The organism is Rhodococcoides fascians A44A (assembly GCF_000760735.1).
Classification (GTDB): domain Bacteria; phylum Actinomycetota; class Actinomycetes; order Mycobacteriales; family Mycobacteriaceae; genus Rhodococcoides; species Rhodococcoides fascians_E.
Window position 1 is genome coordinate 737978 of the sequence record NZ_JMEX01000008.1, and the last position, 22830, is coordinate 760807.

The window sequence follows — 22830 nt, forward strand, 5'->3', positions numbered from 1 at the left end:
ACGGCGCATCAACGTGATCTAGTTCACGATCGCGTCAGTCGGCGCGACGACGGTGCCTGCGTTCGGTGGGCTCACCGGAACCCGACTGCAGTCCTGCCATGATCTCCGCGACGGAACGACCGTTGGAGTGCGCTCCGGCGGTGTCCCCGTCCTCGGGTTCCGCCCGGCGCCGACGCCGTGACCGCGGCTCGGGATCCGGAAGATCCCAATGTTGGGACGGGCTCTCGGGCTCGGGATCCTGCCGAACCTCGGGCTGCGGCTCGGGCTCGGAATGCTGCCGAACTTCGGGCTGGGGCTCGGGCTCGGGCTCGGGCTGCGACTGTGGCTCGGGAACGACCTCGGCCGGCGAGTCGTGCACCACGTCTGCGTACTCGGCTTCGACTGGTACTTCGGGGGATGGCTCCGGGTACGCCGACGGCGCAGCGGAGGCGCGGGGAGGCGTCGGGACCCGTCGGCCACCGCCGGGAGCCCGCGCGTCACCTCGCCGGGGCTGTACCGGGCTTCCACCACCGGAAGTTCCACCACCGGAAGTTCCATCGCCGGACGCCTGGGGCGCGGCAGCTGGGGAGGTGGGAGCGTGCGTGTAGCCGAGTGGTACCTCGCTGCCGATCGGCACGTCGGGGTAGAGCACCGATGTTTCCGCGGTCACGGGTTCGTCGTACGGGTTGGCGATTCCTTGAACCGGCGAGACCGGGGCGCTCGGCCGCTGGCCTCGCGGATCCCTGAGCGCCGAGTCGGGCTCGTTGGCACCGGTACGCCCGGGGATGTACAACCCCGACGGCGCTGGTTGGTACCCGTCGTAGTTGCGGCCTCCGCCGAGCTCGGCCACCCGCGTCGCCTCGGCGCGGAGGGCTACCCGCTCGGTGGGGAGATTGCCGTCGAACAACATCTGCAGGTTCTCCCGCAGGTGCGCGAGTTCCGCCCGCAGGGCCGCGACCTCACTGGTCTCGAGCTGCACTTCGCTGCGCACACGCGCCTCGACACCCAGCTCGTACTCACGCCGGGCGGAGATCTCCCGCGCGAGTTGCAGCTCGTACACCGTTTGCAGGTCCTTGGCCTTCGTCTGATCCGCCGCGGCCTCGCGTCGATACTTCGTCATCGCGAACGCGCCCACGATCGCCGCCCACAACGCGGAGACGAGGCCCACCCGCAACCATTGGACGTTCTCGCTGAACAGCAGCAGCACACTCGCCGCGACTCCGAAGACGACCAACGCGGCTATGAACAACTGGCTCGCACTGCGCCGCGAACGGCGTGCGGCCTTTGCGCGAGTCGGTTCGGTCATGGCAACCAGGGTAGCTGGCAAATCGCCACGAACCGGTCAACCTCGGTTGTGGATCGCCACAGCGCCTGCTGGGTGGTTCGGCCACGTGACGGGACCCACGCGAGTCAGCGCGGATCGTCTCCGCGATCCTCCGGTGTGCGACAGCACTGTTCGAGCCACAGTGCGGCACCGACGAGAGCGAGACCGGCAAGCAGCCCGACGATGGCTCCCGGCCTGTCGGCGGCCGCGGCTCGCACGGTCGACGCCTGGGGCAGGATGTGAACGAGAAAACCGGCCCAGATACCCGTCACGGCCGACCCCACCAGCGCCGACGCTTTCGCCAGGGCCAGGGCCCGAGCGGCCGTGATGGGGTGAACGTGGCGTGGTCCGTCGCCGATCCGGCTGGTCCCCACTCGCGACCGCAGCACGAACGCGAAGATCAGCTCACCGATGGCGATCGGGTACAGCGATGCGCCGACGAGCACCGACATCGGCGGAAGCATCCCGTAGAACGACCTGACCAGCAGCCACATCGCGACGGCTGCGAACAGCGCGATGGAGACGAGGTCTCGTACCCGTGTCGGTTTCATCTCGGTCATCCGCGCGCGTCTACTCTCGACGCTCTTCTGCGGAGACGGGTGTCATGTCGGTCGCCCGGACGCCACTGCGTTCCTCGGCGCTCAACGTCGCGAGCCAGTCGTCGACGCGCCTGGCGTCCGTGCCGACCGCGAGGGTGGCGTCGGGCTCCACGTCGAGCCACGGGAGCAGGACGAACGCGCGCTCGTGGGCACGGGGATGCGGCAGCAACAACTGCGGATCGGTTCCGACGACGTCCTGGCCGGCATCCGATCGGCACACCACGATGTCCACGTCGAGGCTGCGAGGGCCCCACCGCACCTCACGAACCCGCTCGGCGTTCGCTTCGCGTTCCCTGGCGAACTCCAGCCACTCGTACGGTCCGCGCTCCGGGTCGTCGGCGACGACGATCGCGTTCAGAAAATCCTGCTGTTCGATGCCACCCCACGGCGCTGACACGTAGACCTTCGACACCGCTCGCACTCGCGGTCCGAGATCGTCGGTGACGGACCGCAGGTGTGCGAGCGAATCACCGACGTTGCTGCCGATCGACAGTACGACCTGCGTCATGAGCGCACTCGGTGGGCGACGACGGCGACATCGACGAATTCCAGAGGAATCGGAGCCGACGGCTTGTGCAATACCACTTCGACGGCGTCGACCCGGGTATCGGTCATGACCGAATCTGCGATCTCGGCGGCAACCGTTTCGATCAGGTCCCGGGGCGGGCCCGCCACGATGGCGGCGGCGGCCTCGGCCAGTTCGCCGTAATGCAACGTTGCCGTCAGGTCGTCGGACGCGGCAGCCGGCTTCAGATCCATCCAGACGGTGATGTCCACGACGAAGTCCTGGCCGTCGCGCTTCTCGAAGTCGAAGACTCCGTGGTGTCCGCGAACCTTCAACCCGCGCAACTCGATTCGGTCGCTCACCCGATGCTCGCCCTTCATGCGCTTGCCTCCCATGCGTCGACGACGGCCACCGCGTCCAGCGTGGAGCGGGCGTCGTGCACGCGTACGCCCCATGCCCCTGCTGCCACCGCGAGCGCCGATACGACGGCAGTCGCGACCTCACGGCCGGCCGGCGGGCGGTCGACGCCGTCCTGCGCCAACAGCGACCCGAGGAAGCGTTTGCGCGACGCCCCGATCAGGACGGGCATTCCCAATTCCACGAACGTGGGAATCGCGTGGAGCAGTTGCCAGTTGTGGTGGGCGTTCTTGGCGAAACCGAGGCCGGGATCCAACACGATGTTGGATCGGTCGACTCCGGCAGCGACAGCGCGATCCACCTGGTGAAGCAGCTCGCGTCGAACGTCCGCCACGACGTCGTCGTAGTGATCGGCCGCACCGGAGTGCGCATAGTTCTCCGAGCTCCGCCAGTGCATCAGGATCCACGGCACGCCTGCGTCCGCGACGACCGACGCCATGTCCGGGTCGGCCCGGCCACCGGACACGTCGTTGACGATGGTGACGCCTGCTTCGATCGCGGCGGCGGCAACCGATGCGCGCATCGTGTCGACGCTCGTCGGGATGCCCTGCTCACCGAGGGCGGCAATCACCGGCACCACTCGTCGGGCTTCGACCTCCGGATCGATGCGTTCCGCTCCCGGACGCGTCGATTCGCCACCGACGTCGACGATGTCCACACCCATGGCGTGCAGCTGAACACCGTGTGCGACGGCAGCGTCGACGTCGAGATACCGACCACCGTCGGAGAACGAATCCGCCGTGACGTTGAGAACGCCCATCACCACATGGGCGCCGGGCCGAAACGGCCGAAAAGACGTCATTTCCGCAGAATCAGATCCAACGCCTCGGATCGAGACGCTGCACTCGACTGGAACAGTCCGCGGACGGCCGACGTCGTCGTACTGGCTCCCGGCTTGCGAATGCCGCGCATGGCCATGCACAGATGCTCCGCCTCGATCACGACGATGGCGCCGCGCGGGTCGAGCTTGCGCATCACGGCGTCGGCGATCTGGCTGGTCAGACGCTCCTGCACCTGTGGACGCTTGGCGTAGAGATCCACGACGCGGGCCAACTTGGACAGGCCGGTCACCTTGCCGCTCTTGCCGGGAATGTACCCGACGTGGGCGACGCCGTGGAACGAGACCAGGTGATGCTCGCACGTAGAGAACATCGGGATACCCCGCACCAGAACGAGTTCCTGATGGCCCTCGTCGAACGTCGTGTTCAGCACCGAATCCGGGTCCGTGTACAGCCCGCCGAACATCTCCTTGTACGCACGGGCCACGCGCGCCGGGGTGTCGAGCAGGCCGGCACGGTCAGGATCTTCTCCGACGGCGATCAGCAACTCACGGACCGCGGCCTCGGCACGCGGCTGGTCGAACGTGCGCCCTGTTGCAACTGCGACGAGGTTGTCCGGCGCAACCGGGGCGCCCTCATCGTCCATCCGCGTGACTGACACGTGTGCTCTTTCCTTCGGTCCACCCGCGGCTCACAACCGCAGGCCCACTCATTGCGCCACGTAAGCCTATCGCCCGATCCCGACTGACCTAACTGTGCCCGCCGGGACCTTCCCACCGCTGCGTGCGAGGACCTTCGTCGCCGCCGTGCTCGGACTCCGGCGCATCGGAACGCTGGTTCTCCGGACGCGGTGCATCAGGACGCTGTTCGTTCGGACGCTGTTCGTTCGGACCCTGTTCGTTCGGACGCTGGGGCACGGGACCGCCGAGCGGCAATCCGCCCAGGGGATCCCACTGCGAACCGGCGGGGTCGCGGTACTGAGGAGACGGGCGCTGGTCGCCGTACTGACCCGACGCGGCCGAGCCTCCACCCTGGCCCGCCGAACCCTGACTGCCGGACGCGTCATCGGAATCCGGAGTGCCGGACCTGCCATCGTTACCTGGCTCGCGGTACTCCGGGGGCTGGTACTGAGGCGGACGGTACTGAGGAGACTGGTACGTCGGCGGCGCCTGGAACTGCGGACCCGATTCACCCGGGCGACCGCCGCCGGGACCGGAAGCGTCACGCGGGGGCCAGCCCGGTGCCGACCAGCCGGCAGGTGCGCCGTAATCCGGACGCGATCGCGGAGTCTCGGGGTTGCGGTAGCTGCCGCCACCGTTGTAAGCACCGCCACCGGTGTAGTTCCCGCCCGGATAGTTGCCGTTGCCCGGGTGGCTGCCCGTGGCGTCGGCACCACCGGAGTGCTGGCCTCCGCGCGATCCACCGTTGTACGGGGCACTGCCGTACGGTGTGCCGCCGTTCGCGGGACCACCGTTCGCAGGACCACCGTTCGCAGGACCACCGTTCGCAGGACCACCGTGCACCGGGCCACCGTTGACCGGGCCACCGTTGTGCTGGGAACCGTTGGCCGGGGCACCGTTGGTGTGCGCTCCCGGCCTGCCGCCGTTGTACCCGTCCTGACCGTTGTAGCCGTCCTGACCGGACTTGGTCAGCTGCGGGGAGCCTGCGTAGCTGGGCTGAGGGAACTGTTGCGGCGGAACGACCTTGGGCGCGATGGGCGGCGGAGGCCACGGCTCGCCGCGTTCGATCGCGAGCTCACCCGGCGTCTTCACCGGGGGCTTGTCCGACGGGATGCGCTCACCGAAGTCGTTGAACAGTGTGATCCGCGGCCGCTTGGTGACGCCCGTGAAGATCTTCTCGAGATCCTTGCGGGTCAGCGTCTCGCGCTCCAACAATTCGGTCGCGAGCGTGTCCAGCACGTCGCGGTACTCGTTGAGAATGGCCCACGCCTCGGTGTGCGCGGCTTCGATGAGCTTGCGCACCTCCTCGTCGATCTCGCGGGCGACCTCGTGCGAGAAGTCCGACTGCACACCCATCGAGCGGCCGAGGAACGGATCGCCCTGTTCCTGCCCGTAGCGAACTGCTCCGAGCTTGCTGCTCATGCCATACTCGGTCACCATCGCGCGAGCGATCTTGGTCGCCTGGTCGATGTCCGAGGATGCGCCCGTCGTCGGCTCGTGGAACACCAGCTCCTCGGCCGCGCGGCCACCCATCGCCATCACGAGCCGCGCGATCATTTCCGACCTGGTCATCAGGCCCTTGTCGTCCTCGGGGACGGTCATCGCGTGACCACCCGTCCGACCGCGGGCGAGGATGGTGACCTTGTAGACGGGCTCGATGTCCGGCATCGCCCACGCCGCGAGGGTGTGGCCACCCTCGTGGTACGCGGTGATCTTCTTCTCGTGCTCGCTGATGATCCGGCTCTTGCGGCGCGGCCCTCCGACCACGCGGTCGACGGATTCCTCCAGCGCGGCCTCGGTGATGACGGTGCCGTTCTCACGGGCGGTGAGCAGAGCGGCCTCGTTGATGACGTTGGCAAGGTCCGCGCCGGACATTCCGACGGTCCGCTTGGCGAGACCTTCCAGATCGGCGTCCTGAGCGACTGGCTTGCCGGCGGAATGCACCGCGAGGATCGCACGTCGACCGGCCAGGTCCGGAGCACCGACCGGTATCTGGCGGTCGAAACGGCCTGGTCGCAGCAGCGCCGGGTCGAGGATATCGGGCCGGTTGGTGGCGGCGATCAGAATGACGCCGGTGCGCTCGCCGAAGCCGTCCATCTCGACGAGAAGCTGGTTGAGGGTCTGCTCACGCTCGTCGTGGCCACCACCCATGCCTGCGCCACGCTGACGACCGACGGCGTCGATCTCGTCGACGAAGATGATGCACGGGCTGTTCTGCTTGGCCTGCTCGAACAGATCGCGGACACGGGAAGCGCCGACACCGACGAACATCTCGACGAAGTCCGAGCCGGAGATGGTGAAGAACGGAACGCCTGCTTCACCGGCGACGGCGCGTGCCAGCAGTGTCTTGCCGGTTCCGGGAGGGCCGTACAGCAGCACGCCACGCGGAATCTTCGCGCCGAGCGACTGGTAGCGAGCCGGGTTCTGCAGGAAATCCTTGATCTCGTACAGCTCTTCGACTGCCTCGTCGGCACCTGCGACGTCCTGGAACGTCGTCTTGGGCATGTCCTTGCTGAGTTGTTTGGCCTTCGACTTGCCGAAGCCCATGACGCCGCCGCGGCCACCGCCCTGCATGCGACTCATGATGAAGATGAAGACACCGAGCAGAATCAGCATCGGAAGAACGAACAGCAGCAGCGACGACACCCAGCTGTCCTGGCTGACGACGGTGTTGTAGCTTTCGAGGCCGTCCGCGCTGACCTTGTCGAAGATGGTCTGCGACGCCGAGTCCGGGTACTTCGCGATGATCTGCGTTTCGTTCTCGGTGGCGTCGTTGCCGTTCTTCAGGGTGAGGCGGACCTGCTGCTCGCGGTCGTCGATCTGGGCCTTCTCGACGTTGTTGTCGTCGAGCTGGGCGATGGCCACCGACGTGTCGACGGACTTCCAGTCCCTCGTGTCGTTTCCGAAGTAGCTGAAAGCGAAAATCGCCAGCAGTATCGCAAACACGATGGCCAGGTTCCGTATAACTGTCTTCCGATTCATACAGCTTCAGCCGAGACGGCCTCGTCCTTTCCAGTTCCAGTTACCGGGCCACTCTGCTGGTTCAGCTCGAGCACCGGATGCCCCAGGTTACCGCGAGCGGCCGCGGCGTACTCGTGGTGCGGTAACCCGGCGATACATCCCCCACGCCGTTCGCCCGACGGATGTATCACGATTCTCCCCCATCCAACGCGCATCACGCCTTTCCGGTTCCCCGTGCCGGTCACGAAAAAATACCAGCAGTGCTTGGGCAACTTCGGGTCTATCGTTGGTCCGTGCAGCCCGGCCCGGATGGAGTCAGTGCCTTCGCGAACGACGTTCCGGCCAGTGCGGACGCCGTCCGGACGGTTGCCGCTGCCCGGCTAATACCGGGAGACGCAGAACGCAGGTTGCGGCGGGATTGGCGTACCGCTCGGGCCGAGGGCGGGTCGGTGGTGCCCGACCTGGCGGATTATCTCCCCGATTCTGAGTCGATCCGGCGCCGGTGTCTGATGCAGTTGATCGCCGTCGACCTTCAGGAGCGGTGGCTGCGGGCGCATCGACCGAAGCGGCTGGCCGAGTACTGCGCTGATTTCCGCTCGATCCTGACCGATTTCGACGTGGGATCACTTCCGGTCGACCTGGTCTACGAGGAGTTCTGCATCCGCCGCCAGAGCGGGGATTCGGTGACGCCCGCCCAGTACGTCCGCGAGTATCCGGCGCACGAGGACGCGTTGGCTCGGTTGTTGAACATCGGCAGCGGCGAGAACACCGAGATGCAGTCCCCCGACCTGGACGCGACGGGACCACAGGAGACGATCTCGCAGGACACAAGCCCCCAGGACACGAGATCCCAGGACACGAGATCCCAGGACACGAGACCGGGGGCGGCGCCGACACACCCCGGATCTTCGGACGAGTTGGAGGATCTCGACGCGGGTGATCGCGTCGACGATTTCGATCTGCTGATGGGCCTCGGCCGCGGCGCGTTCGCCCGCGTGTTCCTGGCCCGGCAACGTTCGATGCAGCGAATCGTCGCGGTGAAGATCTCCTCGAACCACGGCAGCGAGCCGCAGATGCTCGCCCAGCTCGATCACGACTACATCGTCCGAGTCTTCGACCAACGGATACTTCCCGGTCGAGGGCTGCGTCTGCTGTACATGCAGTATCTGCCAGGCGGGACACTTCTCGATCTTCTTCGTCGGGTGCGTGCCTGCCCGGTCGAATCGCGCAGCGGTCAGCTGCTGCTGGACACCGTCGACGCCGCACTCGAATCGCGAGGAAGCGTTGTTCCGACGGATTCGTCCATCCGCGAACACATTTCGACCCTCTCGTGGCCGGAGACCGTCGCGTGGCTTGGGCGGCGACTCGCGGACGCGCTGCACTACGCCGGCGAGCATGGAATTCTGCACCGCGACATCAAACCGGCAAACATTCTGCTCACCGCCGAAGGCGTGCCCAAACTCGCCGATTTCAACATCGGATTCTCCGACCAGGTCGACGGTGACAGCCCCGTCGCCTACTTCGGCGGATCCCTGTCCTACATGTCCCCGGAACAGCTGGAGGCGTGTCACCCGTCGCGACCGGGACGTGCCGACCAACTCGACACCCGCAGCGACCTGTATTCCCTCGGTGTCGTGTTGTGGGAGTTGCTCACCGGCAGCAAACCGTTCGACGACGCAGCGGCGGCGAACGTCGACGGAGACCGCACGGTGATCGACGCGCTGCTGACTGCCCGTGAGGACGGCGTGACGGCGGCCGCGCAGGCGTCGCTGCCTGCGGACTGTCCGGCCACGTTGCGTCGCGTACTGCTGACCTGCCTGTCCGCCGACGTCGACCAGCGCCTGCCGGGCGGTCACGACGTGGCCCAACAGTTGGATCTGTGCCTGGATCGTCGTGCGCGTGCTCTGGTCGACCCGCCGCCGACGAGTGCTCGCGCCCGGCTTCGATCGTTCACGGTGCCGGTGATGACCGCCGCCATCGGGATCCCCAACGTGACGGCGGCCGTCTACAACTACCAGCACAACAAGGCGCTCATCATCGGCGATCTGATCCCGGTGGCGCAGGACAGATTCGAGACCGTCACGGTGGTGATCAACGGTTTGTTCTGGCCGATCGGGCTCGCCCTCATCGTCTACTTCTTCCGACATGTCCTGGCGGTTCCGGCCGCCCTGCGCGGCGGGCGCGACGTGTCCGACGACCGACTGGCGCAGGCTCGGGCAGACACCCTTCGTGCGGCGGGCAGGGTCGTGGCGGTGTGCCTCGGACTGTGGATATGTGCCGGAATTGCGTTTCCGGTGTCCCTGCAGATCGCCGCCGGATCGGTACCGGGTCAGGCGTACGTCCATTTCATCGCGTCACTGGTGGTCTGCGGCGCGATGGCGACGGCCTATCCGTTCTTCCTGGTGTCGCTGTTCACCGTCCGATGCCTGTACCCGTCACTTCTTCCGTACGGAAGCGCAGGCGACAGGGATCACGCGCTGCTCGACGCACTGAGCCGTCGAAGCGTCGGCTACCTGACGGTCGCCGCCGCCATCCCACTGGTTGCCGTCGCCGGTCTCACGTTCGTTCCGGCGTCGGACATCCCCGGCGTCCTCGACGTCGTGCGCGTGGTGTGCATCGGGGGCATCGCCGCCTTCGTGGCGTCGTACGCGATCTTCCGGTCGGTGGAGCTCGACCTCGGTGCGCTACGTCGAGTGGTGTCGCGTAAGCCGACGAATCAGCTGTAGACGTGCGGTGCGAGCGTCCCGATGTACGGCAGGTCCCGGTACCGCTCGTTGTAGTCCAGGCCGTACCCGACGACGAACTCGTTGGGGATGTCGAAGCCGACATCGGAGACCTCGACGTCGACCTTGATGGCGTCGGGCTTACGCAGCAACGTCACCACCGACAGGGACGCCGGGTTGCGCGTCGCGAGGTTGCGCTTGAGCCAGGACAGCGTGAGGCCCGAGTCGATGATGTCCTCGACGATGAGCACGTGCCTGCCGTTGATGTCGCGGTCCAGGTCCTTCAGGATCCGCACGACGCCCGAGGACGACGTGGACGATCCGTACGAACTGACGGCCATGAACTCCAGCTGCGTCGGAATGGGGAGGGCACGCGCGAAGTCCGTCATGAACATGATGGCGCCCTTGAGCACACCGACCAACAACAGATCACCCTCCGGCGCATCCACCGGGTACCGCTTCGCGATGGTCTCGGCCAGCTCGGCGGTGCGGTCTCTGATCTGCTCTTCCGAGATGAGAATCGATTCGATGTCGCCCTCGTACACGCCGGGTCCCTTCAGGTGTTTCTCGTGGTCGGATTCAGTTCCATTCGAGCTCTGCGTTCAGCCTGCCATGTCGGCGCCCCACCACCAACCTCGCACCCGTCGGCGCACCGCTCACTGCGACTCCCCCTTGCCCGCGCCACGCACCCACGAGATCGTCGACGAGCCGTAACTGTTTGTCCGACAGTCCTTTCGCGCCGCGCTCCAACAGCCACAGCCGCAGTGCTCGTCGACGAAGCGCAGCAGGGCGCTCGGTGAGCATCGTCACCAGAACCGCGTCACCGTCGCGCGCGAGGTCGAGCAGCTCGGCGGCCAGGTCGTCGAGAACCTGCGCGTCCTCCCGTATCTGCGCGGCCGTCCGGCCGAGGGCCTCCGCGACAGCGCCGCCGAGGACGTCGTCGAGCAGCGGCAGGACTTCGTGCCGGAGCCGGACCCTGGTGAACGCAGCGTCGGTGTTGTGCGGGTCCTCGAACGGGACGACGCCGAGTTCGCGGCACGCCTGACGGGTCACGGATCGACGCACGCCCAGCAGCGGACGTCCCCACGGGTCGTCCCACGCCTGCATTCCGGCGATCGAACGCGGACCGGATCCCCGACCCAGGCCGAGCAGCACGGTCTCGGCCTGATCGTCGAGCGTGTGCGCGACCAGAACCGGCCTGCCTGCACGCGCGTCGCCCAACGCGTCGTACCGGGCGCGCCGGGCGGCCGCCTCCATCCCACCGCAATTTCCGACGTCGACCGTCAGGACCACCGCATCACTGCATCCGAAGGCCACGGCCTGCGCCGCCGCCGCAGCCGCGACGTCGGCGGATCCTTGCTGCAGACCGTGATCGACGACGAGGGCGAGAACATCCGGTACCTCGGCGACTGCGGCTGCGGTCAGGGCCAGCGAATCCGCGCCACCGGACAGGGCAACGGCGACGGGTCCCCCGCCATGATCGGCCGACCACGAGCGGACGGCATGCCGGACGCCCAGAATCGCCGGTTCCTCGGGAAGCAGCACCGGCTGCGCCTGATCGGACCGACTCAGCCGAGGACGCGCGCGATCCACCGGTCCGGGTCCTCGATCTCGGGGAGCAGCGGCAACGTGTCACCATCGGTCCAGATCGTGTTGAACCGCTCCATCCCGACTGCGCCGACGACGTGGTCGACGAAGGCCTTGCCGCGCACGTACTGCGCCATCTTCGCGTCCACGCCGAGCAGCGCCCGGACAACTCGCTGGAGAGGGTTCTGCTTTCGTCTCCGACGACCGTCGAACGCACTGCGGATCTGGGCGACGGACGGGACGACCGCGGGCCCGACTGCGTCCATGACGTGGTCGGCGTGGCCTTCGAGGAGGGTGCCGAGCACCAGTAGACGATCGATCGCGTCGCGCGTCTGCGCCGGCTGCGTCGCGCGGAGCAGCCCGACGATTCCGGCGTCCTCGGCCTTGTCCGATCCCTTGCGGTTCTTGAGCGCAGTGGTGAGCCGGGACGCGACCTCGCTCACCGGCTCGTCGACGCCGTCGGAGAGCAGGGCCACGTTGCTGCGCATGTACTCGCCCAGCCACGGCGCCGACGAGAACTGCACGCGGTGAGTCACTTCGTGGAGGCAGACCCACAGGCGAAAGTCACTGGGCGACACTCGAAGTGCGCGTTCGACGGCAATGATGTTGGGCGCGACGAGAAGCAGCGTTCCGTTCTCACCCGTGAACGGATCATACTGTCCCAGAATGGCGCTCGACAGAAACGCGAGCATCGCCCCCGCCTGCAATCCCGCGGGCTTGCCACCGAGCAGGCCGGACGGCTCGGTGTCCGCCTCCCCGGTCAGGTGCTTCATCGACGCGGCGGCGGCCTCGATCCAGCCCGCGCGGTCGACGATCTGCGCCTGCGGCACCGCAAGGCCGTCGGCCAGTCCGGTGGTGTCACGAACCGGACCCTCGGCACGGACGGACGCCTCGGCGAGTTCGGCGACGATGGCATCGGCGGTGTACCGGGACGTCGACGGAGGCTTCGGGGCGAGTTTGGCGCCGGTCTTCGACGCCAACGCCCAGTCGACGGACGCCCCGATCCCGCCGGGAGCCTGGGTGTCGTCCTCGCGCTGTGAATCCGTGTTCGAGCGGGTCACCGGCAACCACACATCCTGAGTGTCGACGCCACTGCGTCCAGTGCCGGCCGTGAAATCTCCGGCGGTCGGTCGTTGGACATCAGAGCGAACGTGAGTGCCCTTCCGTCGACGTCGACGACGTATCCGGCGAGAGCGCTTGCTGCTGACAGTGTGCCAGTTTTCGCCCTGACCCATCCGGCTCCGATGCGGTCGTCGCTCGCGTACCGGTCGGACAGGGTTCCGGTGGAACCGGCGACCGGCAGGTAGTCGAGCATCGGGCGAAGCTCTTCGCGCTCGGTACCGGCGGCGGACGTCAGGATCTGATCGAGGATTCGGGCGGGTATGCGGTCGTCGACGGACAGGCCGGACGCGTCGTGCAGTGTCATTCCGGTGAGGTCGTAGCCTGCCGAGAACAGCGCCTGCCCGATCGAGTCCACCGCCCCGGTGAACGACGCCGACGTGTTCGTCTCGATCGCGATCTCGCGTCCGATGGCTTCGGCGAGGACGTTGTCGGACCGGCCCATCATCTGACCGAGTCGCTCACGCAGTGGCGCCGACTGCACACTGGCAACCTGGTCGGCTCCGTCCTGCGCCGTTCCGATCGTGACGCGCGCCTGGTCGATCCCGAGCCCACGGGCAAGCGCGCGACCGGCGTCGAGGGCAGGCTGGGCACTGCGGGGCGACTCGTCCTCGAGCGGTACCGACCTGCCTCCGTCGATCATGATCGGTTCGATGGGCGTGATGTAACCGGCGGCAACGTCCGGATCGAACCATCCCTGCGCCATCGTCGGGCCGGAGTAGATCGAGGTGTCGACGACGATGCGGTCGACGGGCACACCCGAACTCTGGATCTGCTCCACGAGATCGTCGATCCGTGCCGCTCCCGGATAGAAGCCGGGGCTTCCCTTCGGCTGGGCGGTGATGGTCGGGTCGCCCGCGGCGACGATCACGATCTCGCCGTCGTTCTGCCCCTTGACCACCCGCGTGGTCACTCGGTGGTTCGACGGCATGGACAGCATCGCCGCGGCCGCGGTCAGCACCTTCGTCGTGGACGCAGGAGTCATGGGGGTGTCGCCGCCGGAGGACCACAGAACATCGCCGCTGACCGCGTCGGCGACGACTCCGGTGAACGCGCCGAGTGCGTCCACTCCGACGACCGGCGCCAGGGCGGCCGCCACGCCTGCTGCGGTGGGCGCGACTGCAGCATCGGAGACCGGGGTGAACGCCGGATCGAGCTGGATCGGATCCGGTTCGGGTGCGGACGCGGCCTGCGACTCGTCGCCCGAGATGCCGGGAACGATCGCGGCGACCGCGGTTCCGCCCGCGGCCAGGGCCACGATCACGCCCAGCACGAGCAGGACTCTGGTCCGTCGGCGCTTGCGCCCCGCCGTCGGGCCGAGAGAACGCTTGGTCAACCCCGCCACCATTCCTCCGTCAGTTCAATCTCGCCATGTGAGCAGAAATGTGTCCCCCAGGACGCATTTCTGCTCACAACGGCTCGGCGACAGTCCCTCAACACTATCGCCCTGTCCGGTACGCTTGCGCCGCCACCATCGTGCGTCACTTCGGGCGCACCCAACGTAGAAGAAGAGCGAGGGCGTGCACGTGTCGTTCGACGTCACCATCGAGATCCCCAAGGGTCAGCGCAACAAGTACGAGGTCGACCACAAGTCGGGTCGCGTTCGGCTTGACCGCTACCTCTACACGGCGATGGCATACCCGGCCGACTACGGCTTCATCGAAGGCACCCTCGGCGAGGACGGCGATCCGTTGGACGCGTTCGTTCTGCTCCCGGAATCGGTGTTCCCCGGCGTCATCGTCGAGGCACGCCCGGTGGCGATGTTCAAGATGGTCGACGAGGCGGGCGGCGACGACAAGGTGCTGTGCGTTCCCGCAGGCGACAAGCGCTGGGATCACATCCAGGACCTGTCCGACGTGTCGACGTTCGAGCTGGACGCCATCAAGCACTTCTTCGTTCACTACAAGGACCTCGAGCCGAACAAGCACGTCACCGCAGCCGACTGGGTGGGGCGCGCCGAGGCAGAAGCGGAAATCGCTGCATCGTTCAAACGTTTGGCGGACAATCCGGAGCACTGACACACGATGCTCGGCCATCGTGGGGTGAAGAGAGAACTTCGAGCAACGTAAACCAGGGAAAGCATCAGGTGGGGAGAAACATGACCGACAGCAACACGACAGGCGAGCGTCGTAATTCGGAATCGAGAGCCATTTCCGATCCGGCACAGTTTCCCGATCTTCCCGTCACGGTCGTTCTCGACCGGATCCCGGTGCCGATTCTGGCCGTCGACCCCAGTGGCGCGATCGTGTTCGCCAACGAGGCGTTCGACGAGCTCTTCGGCACCGACCGGTCCGAGCCCGCGGACTTCCACCTGCACGACATCTTCCCCGACCAGGCGCCCGAGGGCGTCAACGTCGCGGACATGTTCCTGACGACCGTCGCCACCCGCGCCGACTCACTGTGGCGCATGACCGACAAGACCGGTGACGTTGTTCAGGTCCGGGCCAGCAAGTCGATCCTTCGGCGTGCGGAGGACAACCTGGTGCTCGTCGCACTCGAAGATTTCACCGATCAGCTCTGGAACGACCCGAAGAGCGCACTGCGCTGACGGCTCGGCCCACGTTCCGCATGCCTCGACAGGGGCCCGCGGGACGTGGGCTGTCTGCTTGGCATGGGCTGTTCACTTGACGTGGGCTGTTCACTTGTCGAACACACGCACCTGATTGCCGCCCGACCGTTTCGCCTCGTACATGGCGGCGTCGGCCTTCAGCAGGGCTGAATGGATCATCGCCGACGCATCCTGTGGCTGCAGGCTCTTCCACCGATCGACGGACACGACGGCGGCTCCGACGCTTCCCGTGATCGACACTTCGTCGGCGGGCTCGTGCAGAGATTCGAGGATCATGCCCGCGACTTCGGGCGCCTGCGACCTGGTCACTCGTACCGCAGCCGTGAACTCTTCACCACCGGTGCGGGCGACGCAGGACTCGTCGGGCACGACGGCTTCGAGACGGTGCGCCGTCGACCTCAGCACCCGGTCTCCCGCTGCGTGGCCGCGACTGTCGTTGACGGACTTGAACCGATCGAGATCGACGACGAACACTGCGACGTCGTCCCCGTCGCCGGACTCGGTGAGCAGTCGTTCGATCCGAACTTCGAATCCGCGTCGATTCAGCAACCCGGTGAGCGAGTCGGTGACCGCGAGTTCCAACTGAGCTTTGATGACGGCTCGGAACACGATCACGGAGTTGACCACGACCAGGGCGACGAGCGCCTGGGCCACGACGGACGCGGCGTCGTGCACTCCCTCGATGTAGGTGCCGACGGCCAGGACCACGATCACCGCGCTGACGAAGAGAGAATGCAGCCGTAGAACCGTGGTGGACGAGAAGTACGCGATGTAGATGCCGATCACGGCGAACAACACGGTCGCGTACAGCGCTAGCCCACGCTCGTCGAACGTGAACAGAACGGTGGCCACGCCCACGTCGGCGTAGAGGACGAACCATCCCGGCATGCGCACGACTTCGCGGCCGTGCACCCACCACCACCCCCCGACCGGGAGAGTCGAGAGCAGCACGGCACCACACAGAATGCGCCGGAGATCCGACGACGGGCCTTCGTCCGAGAGCATCACCACGGCGCCGATGACGGCGAACACGGGAACGAGAACCGCGATACCGAGACCGACCCTGCGCTCGAGTCGATCCGCCGGGGCGGAGCCTGAGTGCGGACGGAAGGTACGCGGGAACCACCGTCGTGTGCCGTACAGCACCGCGTCCTCCCTTGTGGTCAGCGTGCCCGGGATTCGATGTCTCCGAGCGATCGACTCGTTCAGTCGCGGCCGGAGGGCGCGTCGGGCCTGACTCGCTCGTAGTCGGTCAGGAACCGGTCCAGCAGGTCGACGAGCGCAACTCGATCCTCCTGAGTCCAATCGGCCAGTACCAGCCCGAGGCTGTCGGTGCGCTTGCGGTGCATCCGGTCGGCGACGCTGCGGCCGGTCTCGGTGACCGCGAGAACGTACGCCCGGCCGTCCTTCTCGTCACGCACTCGCTGTACGTGGCCGTGCTCCACCAGCTGCGCAACCTGCCGACTCACGGTCGACGGGTCCGAGTTCACCAGAGTCGCAAGCTCACTCGATCGCATCGGCCCGTCGCGCAGCAGCCGGAAGAGGCAGACGAACGCTGCGCCTTCCACTCCACCGGACTCGACGGACATCTGAGCCAACTTGCGCTCGCGAATGCGCTGCAGTCGGACGAGCTGAGTGCCCAGTTCCTCGGCGGTGTCGATGTCGGCGGTACCGCTCATGTCAGCTGCCACTGAAGTTCGCCGGCCGTTTCTCGAACACGGAGGTGATGGCCTCGGTGAGGTCGTTCGACGCCAGGAACGCTGCGTTCCAGGCCGCAACGTAGCGGAGACTGTCGTCGACGGCGGCGGACCGCGAATGGTCGAGAACCGTCTTGATCCCGTGTACGACGAGCGGAGGGTTGGCGGCGATCTCCGCCGCGGTCGCCCGAGCGCCTGCGAGCAACGCGTCCTGATCCTCGAAGACGTCGTTCACGAGCCCGATCTTCTCCGCACGAGCGGCGTCGATGTCCTTGCCGGTGAGCGCGAGCTCACGCAGGTGTCCGTCGCCGATGATCGCGGGTAGACGTGCAAGCGAACCCATGTCCGCGACGATCGCGACCTTCACCTCTCGAACACTGAACTTGGCATCGGCACTGGCGTAGCGAATGTCGGCGGCGCTGATCAGGTCGAGGCCACCGCCGATGCACCAGCCGTGCACCGCCGCGACGACGGGCTTGCGGCAGTCGGCGACGGCGTTCGAGGCCAGCTGCATGCGCTTGATGGTGTCGTGGAAGGTGGTGCGCGGACCCGCGAGCGCCTTGTCCGCCATCAGCGGCGCGAACTCCCCGCCCATGGCAGCCAGATCGAGGCCGTACGTGAAGTTCTTGCCGGATCCGGTGAGCAGAACTGCGCGCACCTCGTCGTCGGCGTCCAGCTCGGCGAACAACCGCGGGCACTCGCTCCAGAAATCGGGGCCCATCGCGTTGCCCTTACCCGGCCCGAGCAGCGTCACCGACGCGATATGGTCGGAAATCTCGACCGAGAATGCGTTCCAGTTCCGTTCCGTCATGAACCCGAGAGTAACAAGCCTGGGGCAGCCCACCTCGGCTGTCGGTGTAGGTCGCAGCAACAGCAGTTTGCTCGTCCTCCACTCGCCCTGCACATGCTGACCCACACCCCACGAACGAAACGACACCGACGACCCCGCACCGTTCCGAACGGCGCAGGGGCTCGGGTGGGGAGGGCTGGAAGTGCAGCACCGTGTTACGCCGCGTTACGCCTGGGCTAAGACCCTGCTCAGGCCTGGAGTTCGCATCCTCGGCGGCTCATGATTTCTTCATGATGATGCACCAGGGACTCGGGCTCGAGACGTTCAACGATCTGCCGCGTCGCAAAGCGGTGCACGCGCTGTACGAGTGCAGCTGTTCGCACACGTGGGCATCACGAGTCGCCGACGCGCGGCCGTACGGGTCGTACTCCGAGTTGTTCGCGCGGGCGGATGCAGAACTTGCGGAGCTGTCCGACGCAGACGTGGACTACCTGGCGTCGACGCTCCGGCCTGTCGGACGTACGTGCGCTGGGATGGATCCGGCGACGCAGAGTGTGTTCATCGACGCGTGCCGCATGTACATCGAAAGGTTCGGTTACGGCTACATCGTGTGCTCGACGATGCTCGGTGACGATTCCTTCCGTCTCGACCCCCGCGCTGTGCTCGTCGACCTGGGGCATCGCCTCGACAATTCCGACGAGACCGAACGCAAGGTCATGCGGGACGAGCTGGCGAAGATCAACCGCACGCGCATCGAGCGCGTACTCGGCCCCGAGGACGGTTGGCCGCCGTACTGACGTTCGGACGATCCGCACGGCGGCCACTCGTCAGGACAGTTCTTCCTGCAGGCGCTCGACGAAGTTGGTTGCGCTGTAATAGTCGAGCCGGAACGTGTCCAGTCCGACGGCGTAGACGTGCTGTTGCTGCACGGCGGGAGTCTGTGCGAGCAGGGGGTCGGCTCGGTACTCGGCCACGTCGGTGTCGTCGGCCGTCACGAGAACGACTGTCTGCCCGGCCAAGGCGAGCGAGTAGTTCTCGGGCGAGATCTGGACGATGTCCTTGCGCGCACCCATCGACGTGTCACCCAGTGCGGCCGAGGGGATGTCGGCGAGAGTGAATCCCAGCTCGGTCAACAGACTTCCCTGCGCGGATTCTTCCGTCCACACGTTGGACCCCTCGGCGCCGTTGTAGACCAACGCCGTGGTCGGCTGCGGCGGCAAGGCCATCTCCGCCTTCGCAGACGCCACCAGATCCTCGAACGTCGCGATCTTCTCCTGCGCTTGCGCCTCGTGGCCGGTCGCTTCGCCGAGAAGTTCGGTGACGTCCTGCCACGAGTTGTTGCCGTAGTCCACGACGATGGTCGGCGCGACTGCACTCAACTGGTCGTACAGGTCGATCGCCGAGTCCGCACCGGTCTTGGAGACGACGATCAGGTCCGGGTTCTGACCGATCACCTGCTCGACGTCGATGTCCGTCGCGGGAAGCGGTTTCACGCCACGTTCGGCCGCGATGCCACCCCACTGCGTGAAGAATCCCTGACCGTCGGCGACGTCGGTGTTCGGCGACGTCGCCCCGCTCGCGACCACGGGAGCATCGATCGCCAGCAGACTGCCGGTGAGGGTGACCGCCGTGGACAGAATTCTCTCCGGCTGCGCCGGAATCTCCACCGGCCCCTGTTCGGTGTCGACCGTTCGGGGCCAGGATCCGTCGGAGGACGCTGCTGCTGTTGTCTCGGAGTTCTCGGCCGCGTCGTCGGCGGACGAACTGCAACCGACGAGGGCGACCGTCGACGCGATCAGTACCGCCGCGGCGCGGGTGAAGGTACGGCTGGTGGGCACGAGGAATGAACCTTTCGATCTGAGGTTAGGCTTGCCTGATGTTAGTTGATGTGGAAACGACAGTGCGCTCCCAGCTCGCGGAGGCCGGATCCGAGCCCGAGTTCTGGAAACGCGTCTCGCGCGCGGGAACTCCGCGAATCGAGTCCGTGGCCGACGGTCGCGTGCAGGTCTGCTTTCTGTACAGGCACTCCAGAGGCGCGGATCCGGCGCGCGTGTACTTCGACGCGAGCTCGTTGACCGACCATCACAGTGCGCAGTTGACGACGATGCGTCGACTGGACAACACAGGCATCTGGTTCTGGTCCACCGAGGTCGCATCGACGTGGCGCGGCAGTTACCGGTTCGTGCCAGCATCGGCGGAGTTGGTTGCGCAGGTGGATCCGCCCGGGATAGCCGACACGGTAGCGGGGGTCCGATCGAGGTTCCTCGGGCTTCTCGATCATGCGGTGGCCGACGAGTTCAATCCACGACGGTCCTCGGCGTCGGGCACGGACCGGGCGTCATTGGCCGAGATGCCGGACGCGCCCGTCCAACGCTGGTGGCACGAGGCGGACAAGACCGGCGAGGGTCCGCACGAACTGGTCTGGGACAGCACTGTTCTCGGCAACAGCCGACGCGTCTGGGTACACCGGACCCCGGGCGACGTCGATGCACGACGCCCCCTGATGATCGTTCTCGACGGCGAGCGCTGGGTGGAGGACAATCCGCTCGCGCCGGTTCTGGACCTGGCCACCGAGGCGGGCGAGTTCCCCGCGGCCGTCCTGGTGTTTGTTCACACGATCGACAACGACACACGGGGTAGGGAACTCCCCTGCAACGCCGATTTCTGGCGAGCGATCACCGACGAGCTGCTGCCGCTGGTGGCCGACATCACACCGTTCACCGACGATCCGACGCGCACTGTTGTCGCCGGGCAGAGCTATGGCGGCCTGGCAGGGATGTTCGCCGCACTGACCCGGCCGGACCGGTTCGCGCTGGTGGCGAGCCAGTCGGGCTCCTTCTGGTGGCCGCAGATGCCGCACGGCGACACGCAGGGCCCACTGGGTGGGCGCATCGCGGACATGATTGCCGATCAGGCGGTTTCGCCGTTCCGCGTGGACATGACGGTGGGGATTCACGAAGGGCACATGCCGGCGAACAACGAGCGCATTGCGGACATGCTGCGAACTCGGGGCATCGACGTTCGATACTCCGAGTTCGACGGCGGTCACGAATGGCTGTGCTGGAGAGGCGAATTGGTCGAATCGTTGATTCGGCTCCTGGGTTGAAGCTCTATCGGCGCTAGAACAGGTCCAGCGTCCGGCCGACAAAGGCAAGCACGACGATCACGACGATCAGTCCGATCACACCGAGAACAACAACGGGCATGGCCAGGCTGCGCTGCGGGGGCTCGTGCTGCGGTCCGCTCACTCCCGTCTCGGCGGGAGGGGTATCGCCCGGCGTGACGCCGCCGCCGGCCTCGAGGCCTGCAGTGTCGTCGGGTTCAGGATTTTGAGCAGTCATGAGTCGTAGTTACCCATCCCTGTCCGCTCCAATCAGGAGTGGAGCCTGCGAGATTTCGGGATGCCCGGGTTCAACGTTCGAGAGCGGCGCGTGCGATTGCGCCGGTGAAGAGGGCGGAGATGGCGTCGCCGATGGCGTCGTGGTCGATCTCTTCCGGGTCGACGGAGTGTTCGACGGCGAGGCCGGAGATCAGGGCGAGCAGTGATGTTGCGACGCGGCGTGCGTCGATTCCGGTGCCGACGCCCCAGTCGTCGGCTCGTTCGGCGATCAGTCGTTCGAGTTCGTCGCGGAGTCGGCGGCGTTCGTGTCGATATCCGTCGGCGAGGCTGGGGTCTCGGCCGGCTTGGATCCCGTATTCGGTGACGAGCAGTGGCCAGCGCGGTTCGTCGACGACCCAGGAGGCGATGGCGTCGCCGCTTCTGCCTGCGGCGTCGCCCGGGCCGAGGCCGGAGACGGTGTCGATGACGCGGGTGGCGAGGTCCATCGACTTCTTGGACAGCAACTCCGCGAAGAGTGCCTGTTTGGATTCGAAGTTGGAGTAGACGGCGCCCTTGGTGAATCCGGCTCGGCGGGCGATGTCCTGCAGTTTGGCTGCGGCGTAGCCGTTCTCGGTGAATTCGTCGGCGGCGGCGTCGAGCAGTCGTTCGCGCACGTTTTCGCGGCCGGGACGTTGTGTCGGCGCCCACGTTGCTTGACCCTGTCGGTTCACGATACCTAGAGTATTCAATACCTGAGGTATTCACAATCGTGTCGGAGGAGATCGCATGCGCAAGGTCGTCTGGATCGCGTTCGGGGTACTACTGCTCCAACTCGGCTTCATCGCGAGCTATGTTGCCGCGTTCCATCAGCCCACCCCGCGGGAAATACCCATCGCGGTGGTGGCCGAGCAAGGTCTGCCCGCAGGAATCGACACCGACACCGCGGACAAGCTCAACGCCATCGACGGCACACCGCTCGACGCGCGCGCGGTCGCCAGCACCGAAGATGCCAGGTCGTTGATCCGCGACCGCGAGGTGCTGGGCGCCTATGTCGTCAGCGCCTCGGGCACGGACACGGTCATCACGGCGAGCGCCGCGGGAAGCTCCATCTCCGCTGCCCTCGAGTCGATCTTCACCGAGGTCGAGGCCTCACAGGGCCGCCAGTTCGTCGTCCGTGACGACATCCCCGTCGGGATCCACGACAACCGCGGACTGTCCGGGTTCTATCTGTCCGTCGGCTGGGTCGTCGGCGGATACCTGCTGGCCGCCGCGATCGGCCTGCTCGTCGGCGCCCCGAAGTCCCGCCGCGACGCCGCTGCCCAACTCGGAATCTTCGCCGCGTACTCCGTGCTGTCCGGTGCGCTGGGAGCGCTGATCGTCACCCACCTGCTCGGCACGTTCGCCGGTCACTGGTTCCCGCTGTGGCTCCTCGGCACCGGAGTGGTGTTCGCGACGTCGATGTTCACGCTCGGGCTGCGCGCAGCCATCGGAGTGGCGGCGGTACCGATCGCCATCATCGTGTTCGTGATCCTCGGAAACCCCAGTGCCGGAGGCGCGTTCGGACCCTACGTACTCCCCGAGTTCTACGCCGCCGTCGGGCGGTGGATCACGCCGGGAATCGGCACCGAGGGTGTGCGCAGCATCGTGTACTTCTCCGGGACGGGCCTCGGTCAGCCTGCACTGGCCCTCGCGGCGTATTCGGCGGTGGGGATCGCCCTGCTGTTCGCCTTCACGAAGGCCGCACGCACCGAGCAACCGGACGCACTCCCAGTATCCTGACCA

22 protein-coding genes and 1 pseudogene are annotated in these 22830 nt (G+C 66.6%); 6 read left to right on the plus strand and 17 right to left on the minus strand.

Going from position 1 to position 22830, the window contains the following annotated elements; translation table 11 throughout:
- Window positions 1-34: 34 nt before the first annotated feature.
- From BH95_RS15805 to ftsH, 7 genes and pseudogenes are all read right to left on the minus strand, one after another.
- Complete coding sequence (locus BH95_RS15805) at window positions 35-1285, minus strand: DUF6779 domain-containing protein (RefSeq protein WP_052060066.1); 1251 nt, start codon at window positions 1283-1285, stop codon at window positions 35-37.
- Window positions 1286-1389: 104 nt separating this feature from the next.
- Entirely contained in the window at window positions 1390-1854 is a 465-nt protein-coding gene (locus tag BH95_RS15810; RefSeq protein WP_179275297.1) for a DUF3180 domain-containing protein, read from the minus strand.
- Window positions 1855-1873: 19 nt separating this feature from the next.
- Window positions 1874-2410 (minus strand): 2-amino-4-hydroxy-6-hydroxymethyldihydropteridine diphosphokinase, encoded by a 537-nt coding sequence (gene folK / locus BH95_RS15815; protein ID WP_019663058.1) that lies wholly within the window; start codon window positions 2408-2410, stop codon window positions 1874-1876.
- Window positions 2407-2769: a dihydroneopterin aldolase gene (gene folB, locus BH95_RS15820; RefSeq protein WP_026347421.1), complete on the minus strand. Its 363-nt coding sequence runs from the start codon at window positions 2767-2769 to the stop codon at window positions 2407-2409. Before folB ends, folK begins: the two co-directional genes overlap by 4 nt.
- Before the next feature lie 14 nt (window positions 2770-2783).
- A complete protein-coding gene (folP, locus tag BH95_RS15825) occupies window positions 2784-3626 on the minus strand; it encodes a dihydropteroate synthase (protein ID WP_026347420.1) in 843 nt (280 codons plus the stop codon).
- Window positions 3623-4249 carry a GTP cyclohydrolase I FolE gene (gene folE / locus BH95_RS15830; RefSeq protein WP_019663055.1) on the minus strand — a complete coding sequence of 209 codons (627 nt, stop codon included), beginning with the start codon at window positions 4247-4249 and terminating at the stop codon, window positions 3623-3625. The genes folP and folE overlap by 4 nt, the downstream gene beginning before the upstream one ends.
- A 1060-nt stretch (window positions 4250-5309) precedes the next feature.
- Window positions 5310-7265 (minus strand): annotated as a pseudogene (ftsH, locus tag BH95_RS15835) (ATP-dependent zinc metalloprotease FtsH); the annotation flags it as partial.
- Between the two features lie 272 nt (window positions 7266-7537).
- Between ftsH and BH95_RS15840 the strand changes: the two are divergent.
- On the plus strand, window positions 7538-9970 hold the full coding sequence (locus tag BH95_RS15840) for a serine/threonine-protein kinase (RefSeq protein ID WP_080738024.1): 2433 nt from the start codon (window positions 7538-7540) through the stop codon (window positions 9968-9970).
- Here BH95_RS15840 and hpt read toward each other — a convergent pair.
- Genes hpt through dacB form a run of 4 tightly spaced genes read right to left on the minus strand, consistent with a single transcriptional unit; the run spans window position 9961 to window position 14021 of the window.
- Window positions 9961-10512 carry a hypoxanthine phosphoribosyltransferase gene (gene hpt / locus BH95_RS15845; RefSeq protein ID WP_019663052.1) on the minus strand — a complete coding sequence of 184 codons (552 nt, stop codon included), beginning with the start codon at window positions 10510-10512 and terminating at the stop codon, window positions 9961-9963. The two genes, BH95_RS15840 and hpt, sit on opposite strands and share 10 nt — an antisense overlap.
- 34 nt (window positions 10513-10546) lie before the next feature.
- A complete protein-coding gene (tilS, locus tag BH95_RS15850) occupies window positions 10547-11560 on the minus strand; it encodes a tRNA lysidine(34) synthetase TilS (protein WP_037183068.1) in 1014 nt (337 codons plus the stop codon).
- Window positions 11536-12558 carry a zinc-dependent metalloprotease gene (locus tag BH95_RS15855; protein WP_230594357.1) on the minus strand — a complete coding sequence of 341 codons (1023 nt, stop codon included), beginning with the start codon at window positions 12556-12558 and terminating at the stop codon, window positions 11536-11538. The genes tilS and BH95_RS15855 overlap by 25 nt, the downstream gene beginning before the upstream one ends.
- Window positions 12559-12611: 53 nt before the next feature.
- Entirely contained in the window at window positions 12612-14021 is a 1410-nt protein-coding gene (dacB, locus tag BH95_RS15860) for a D-alanyl-D-alanine carboxypeptidase/D-alanyl-D-alanine endopeptidase (protein WP_037164179.1), read from the minus strand.
- 178 nt (window positions 14022-14199) lie between these two features.
- Between dacB and BH95_RS15865 the strand changes: the two genes are divergently transcribed.
- Window positions 14200-14691: an inorganic diphosphatase gene (locus BH95_RS15865; protein ID WP_026347416.1), complete on the plus strand. Its 492-nt coding sequence runs from the start codon at window positions 14200-14202 to the stop codon at window positions 14689-14691.
- An 80-nt stretch (window positions 14692-14771) separates the two neighbouring features.
- The gene (locus BH95_RS15870) at window positions 14772-15221 is read left to right on the plus strand and encodes a PAS domain-containing protein (RefSeq protein WP_019663047.1); all 450 of its coding nucleotides are present in this window, start codon (window positions 14772-14774) and stop codon (window positions 15219-15221) included.
- A gap of 90 nt (window positions 15222-15311) precedes the next feature.
- On the opposite strand, the gene BH95_RS15875 is transcribed toward BH95_RS15870, so the two are convergent.
- Genes BH95_RS15875 through BH95_RS15885 form a run of 3 tightly spaced genes read right to left on the minus strand, consistent with a single transcriptional unit; the run spans window position 15312 to window position 17750 of the window.
- Window positions 15312-16388 carry a GGDEF domain-containing protein gene (locus BH95_RS15875; RefSeq protein ID WP_037183072.1) on the minus strand — a complete coding sequence of 359 codons (1077 nt, stop codon included), beginning with the start codon at window positions 16386-16388 and terminating at the stop codon, window positions 15312-15314.
- A 59-nt stretch (window positions 16389-16447) separates the two neighbouring features.
- Entirely contained in the window at window positions 16448-16921 is a 474-nt protein-coding gene (locus BH95_RS15880; RefSeq protein WP_230594322.1) for a MarR family winged helix-turn-helix transcriptional regulator, read from the minus strand.
- Between the two features lies 1 nt (window position 16922).
- Window positions 16923-17750: a crotonase/enoyl-CoA hydratase family protein gene (locus BH95_RS15885; protein WP_019663044.1), complete on the minus strand. Its 828-nt coding sequence runs from the start codon at window positions 17748-17750 to the stop codon at window positions 16923-16925.
- A gap of 269 nt (window positions 17751-18019) precedes the next feature.
- On the opposite strand from BH95_RS15885, the gene BH95_RS15890 reads away from it, so the two are divergent.
- Window positions 18020-18526, plus strand: a complete 507-nt coding sequence (locus BH95_RS15890; protein WP_019663043.1) for a 2-oxo-4-hydroxy-4-carboxy-5-ureidoimidazoline decarboxylase — start codon at window positions 18020-18022, stop codon at window positions 18524-18526.
- Window positions 18527-18556: 30 nt separating this feature from the next.
- Here the strand turns inward: BH95_RS15890 and fepB are convergent, their stop codons facing one another.
- Window positions 18557-19567, minus strand: coding sequence for a Fe2+-enterobactin ABC transporter substrate-binding protein (gene fepB / locus BH95_RS15895; RefSeq protein ID WP_037164182.1), 1011 nt, complete (start codon window positions 19565-19567; stop codon window positions 18557-18559).
- A gap of 38 nt (window positions 19568-19605) precedes the next feature.
- Between fepB and fes the strand changes: the two genes are divergently transcribed.
- Window positions 19606-20835, plus strand: a complete 1230-nt coding sequence (gene fes / locus BH95_RS15900; protein WP_037164185.1) for an enterochelin esterase — start codon at window positions 19606-19608, stop codon at window positions 20833-20835.
- Between the two features lie 13 nt (window positions 20836-20848).
- Here the strand turns inward: fes and BH95_RS15905 are convergent, their stop codons facing one another.
- Together BH95_RS15905 and BH95_RS15910 are read right to left on the minus strand one after the other, a co-directional pair.
- Entirely contained in the window at window positions 20849-21070 is a 222-nt protein-coding gene (locus tag BH95_RS15905) for a DUF6480 family protein (RefSeq protein ID WP_019663040.1), read from the minus strand.
- A gap of 70 nt (window positions 21071-21140) precedes the next feature.
- A complete protein-coding gene (locus BH95_RS15910) occupies window positions 21141-21722 on the minus strand; it encodes a TetR/AcrR family transcriptional regulator (protein ID WP_019663039.1) in 582 nt (193 codons plus the stop codon).
- A gap of 112 nt (window positions 21723-21834) precedes the next feature.
- Here BH95_RS15910 and BH95_RS15915 point away from each other — a divergent pair, with 112 nt between their 5' ends.
- Entirely contained in the window at window positions 21835-22827 is a 993-nt protein-coding gene (locus BH95_RS15915; RefSeq protein WP_019663038.1) for a hypothetical protein, read from the plus strand.
- The last annotated feature ends 3 nt before the right edge of the window (window positions 22828-22830 follow it).

Excerpts from the sequence above, each read along its gene's own strand:
- BH95_RS15805 (WP_052060066.1), bottom strand. The coding sequence starts at position 1,285 with ATGACCGAACCGACTCGCGCAAAGGCCGCACGCCGTTCGCGGCGCAGT.
- BH95_RS15810 (WP_179275297.1), bottom strand. The coding sequence starts at position 1,854 with ATGAAACCGACACGGGTACGAGACCTCGTCTCCATCGCGCTGTTCGCA.
- folK (WP_019663058.1), bottom strand. The coding sequence starts at position 2,410 with ATGACGCAGGTCGTACTGTCGATCGGCAGCAACGTCGGTGATTCGCTC.
- folP (WP_026347420.1), bottom strand. The coding sequence starts at position 3,626 with ATGACGTCTTTTCGGCCGTTTCGGCCCGGCGCCCATGTGGTGATGGGC.
- folE (WP_019663055.1), bottom strand. The coding sequence starts at position 4,249 with ATGGACGATGAGGGCGCCCCGGTTGCGCCGGACAACCTCGTCGCAGTT.
- dacB (WP_037164179.1), bottom strand. The coding sequence starts at position 14,021 with ATGGTGGCGGGGTTGACCAAGCGTTCTCTCGGCCCGACGGCGGGGCGC.
- BH95_RS15870 (WP_019663047.1), top strand. The coding sequence starts at position 14,772 with ATGACCGACAGCAACACGACAGGCGAGCGTCGTAATTCGGAATCGAGA.
- BH95_RS15880 (WP_230594322.1), bottom strand. The coding sequence starts at position 16,921 with ATGAGCGGTACCGCCGACATCGACACCGCCGAGGAACTGGGCACTCAG.
- BH95_RS15885 (WP_019663044.1), bottom strand. The coding sequence starts at position 17,750 with ATGACGGAACGGAACTGGAACGCATTCTCGGTCGAGATTTCCGACCAT.
- BH95_RS15890 (WP_019663043.1), top strand. The coding sequence starts at position 18,020 with ATGATGATGCACCAGGGACTCGGGCTCGAGACGTTCAACGATCTGCCG.
- fes (WP_037164185.1), top strand. The coding sequence starts at position 19,606 with ATGTTAGTTGATGTGGAAACGACAGTGCGCTCCCAGCTCGCGGAGGCC.
- BH95_RS15905 (WP_019663040.1), bottom strand. The coding sequence starts at position 21,070 with ATGACTGCTCAAAATCCTGAACCCGACGACACTGCAGGCCTCGAGGCC.
- BH95_RS15915 (WP_019663038.1), top strand. The coding sequence starts at position 21,835 with ATGCGCAAGGTCGTCTGGATCGCGTTCGGGGTACTACTGCTCCAACTC.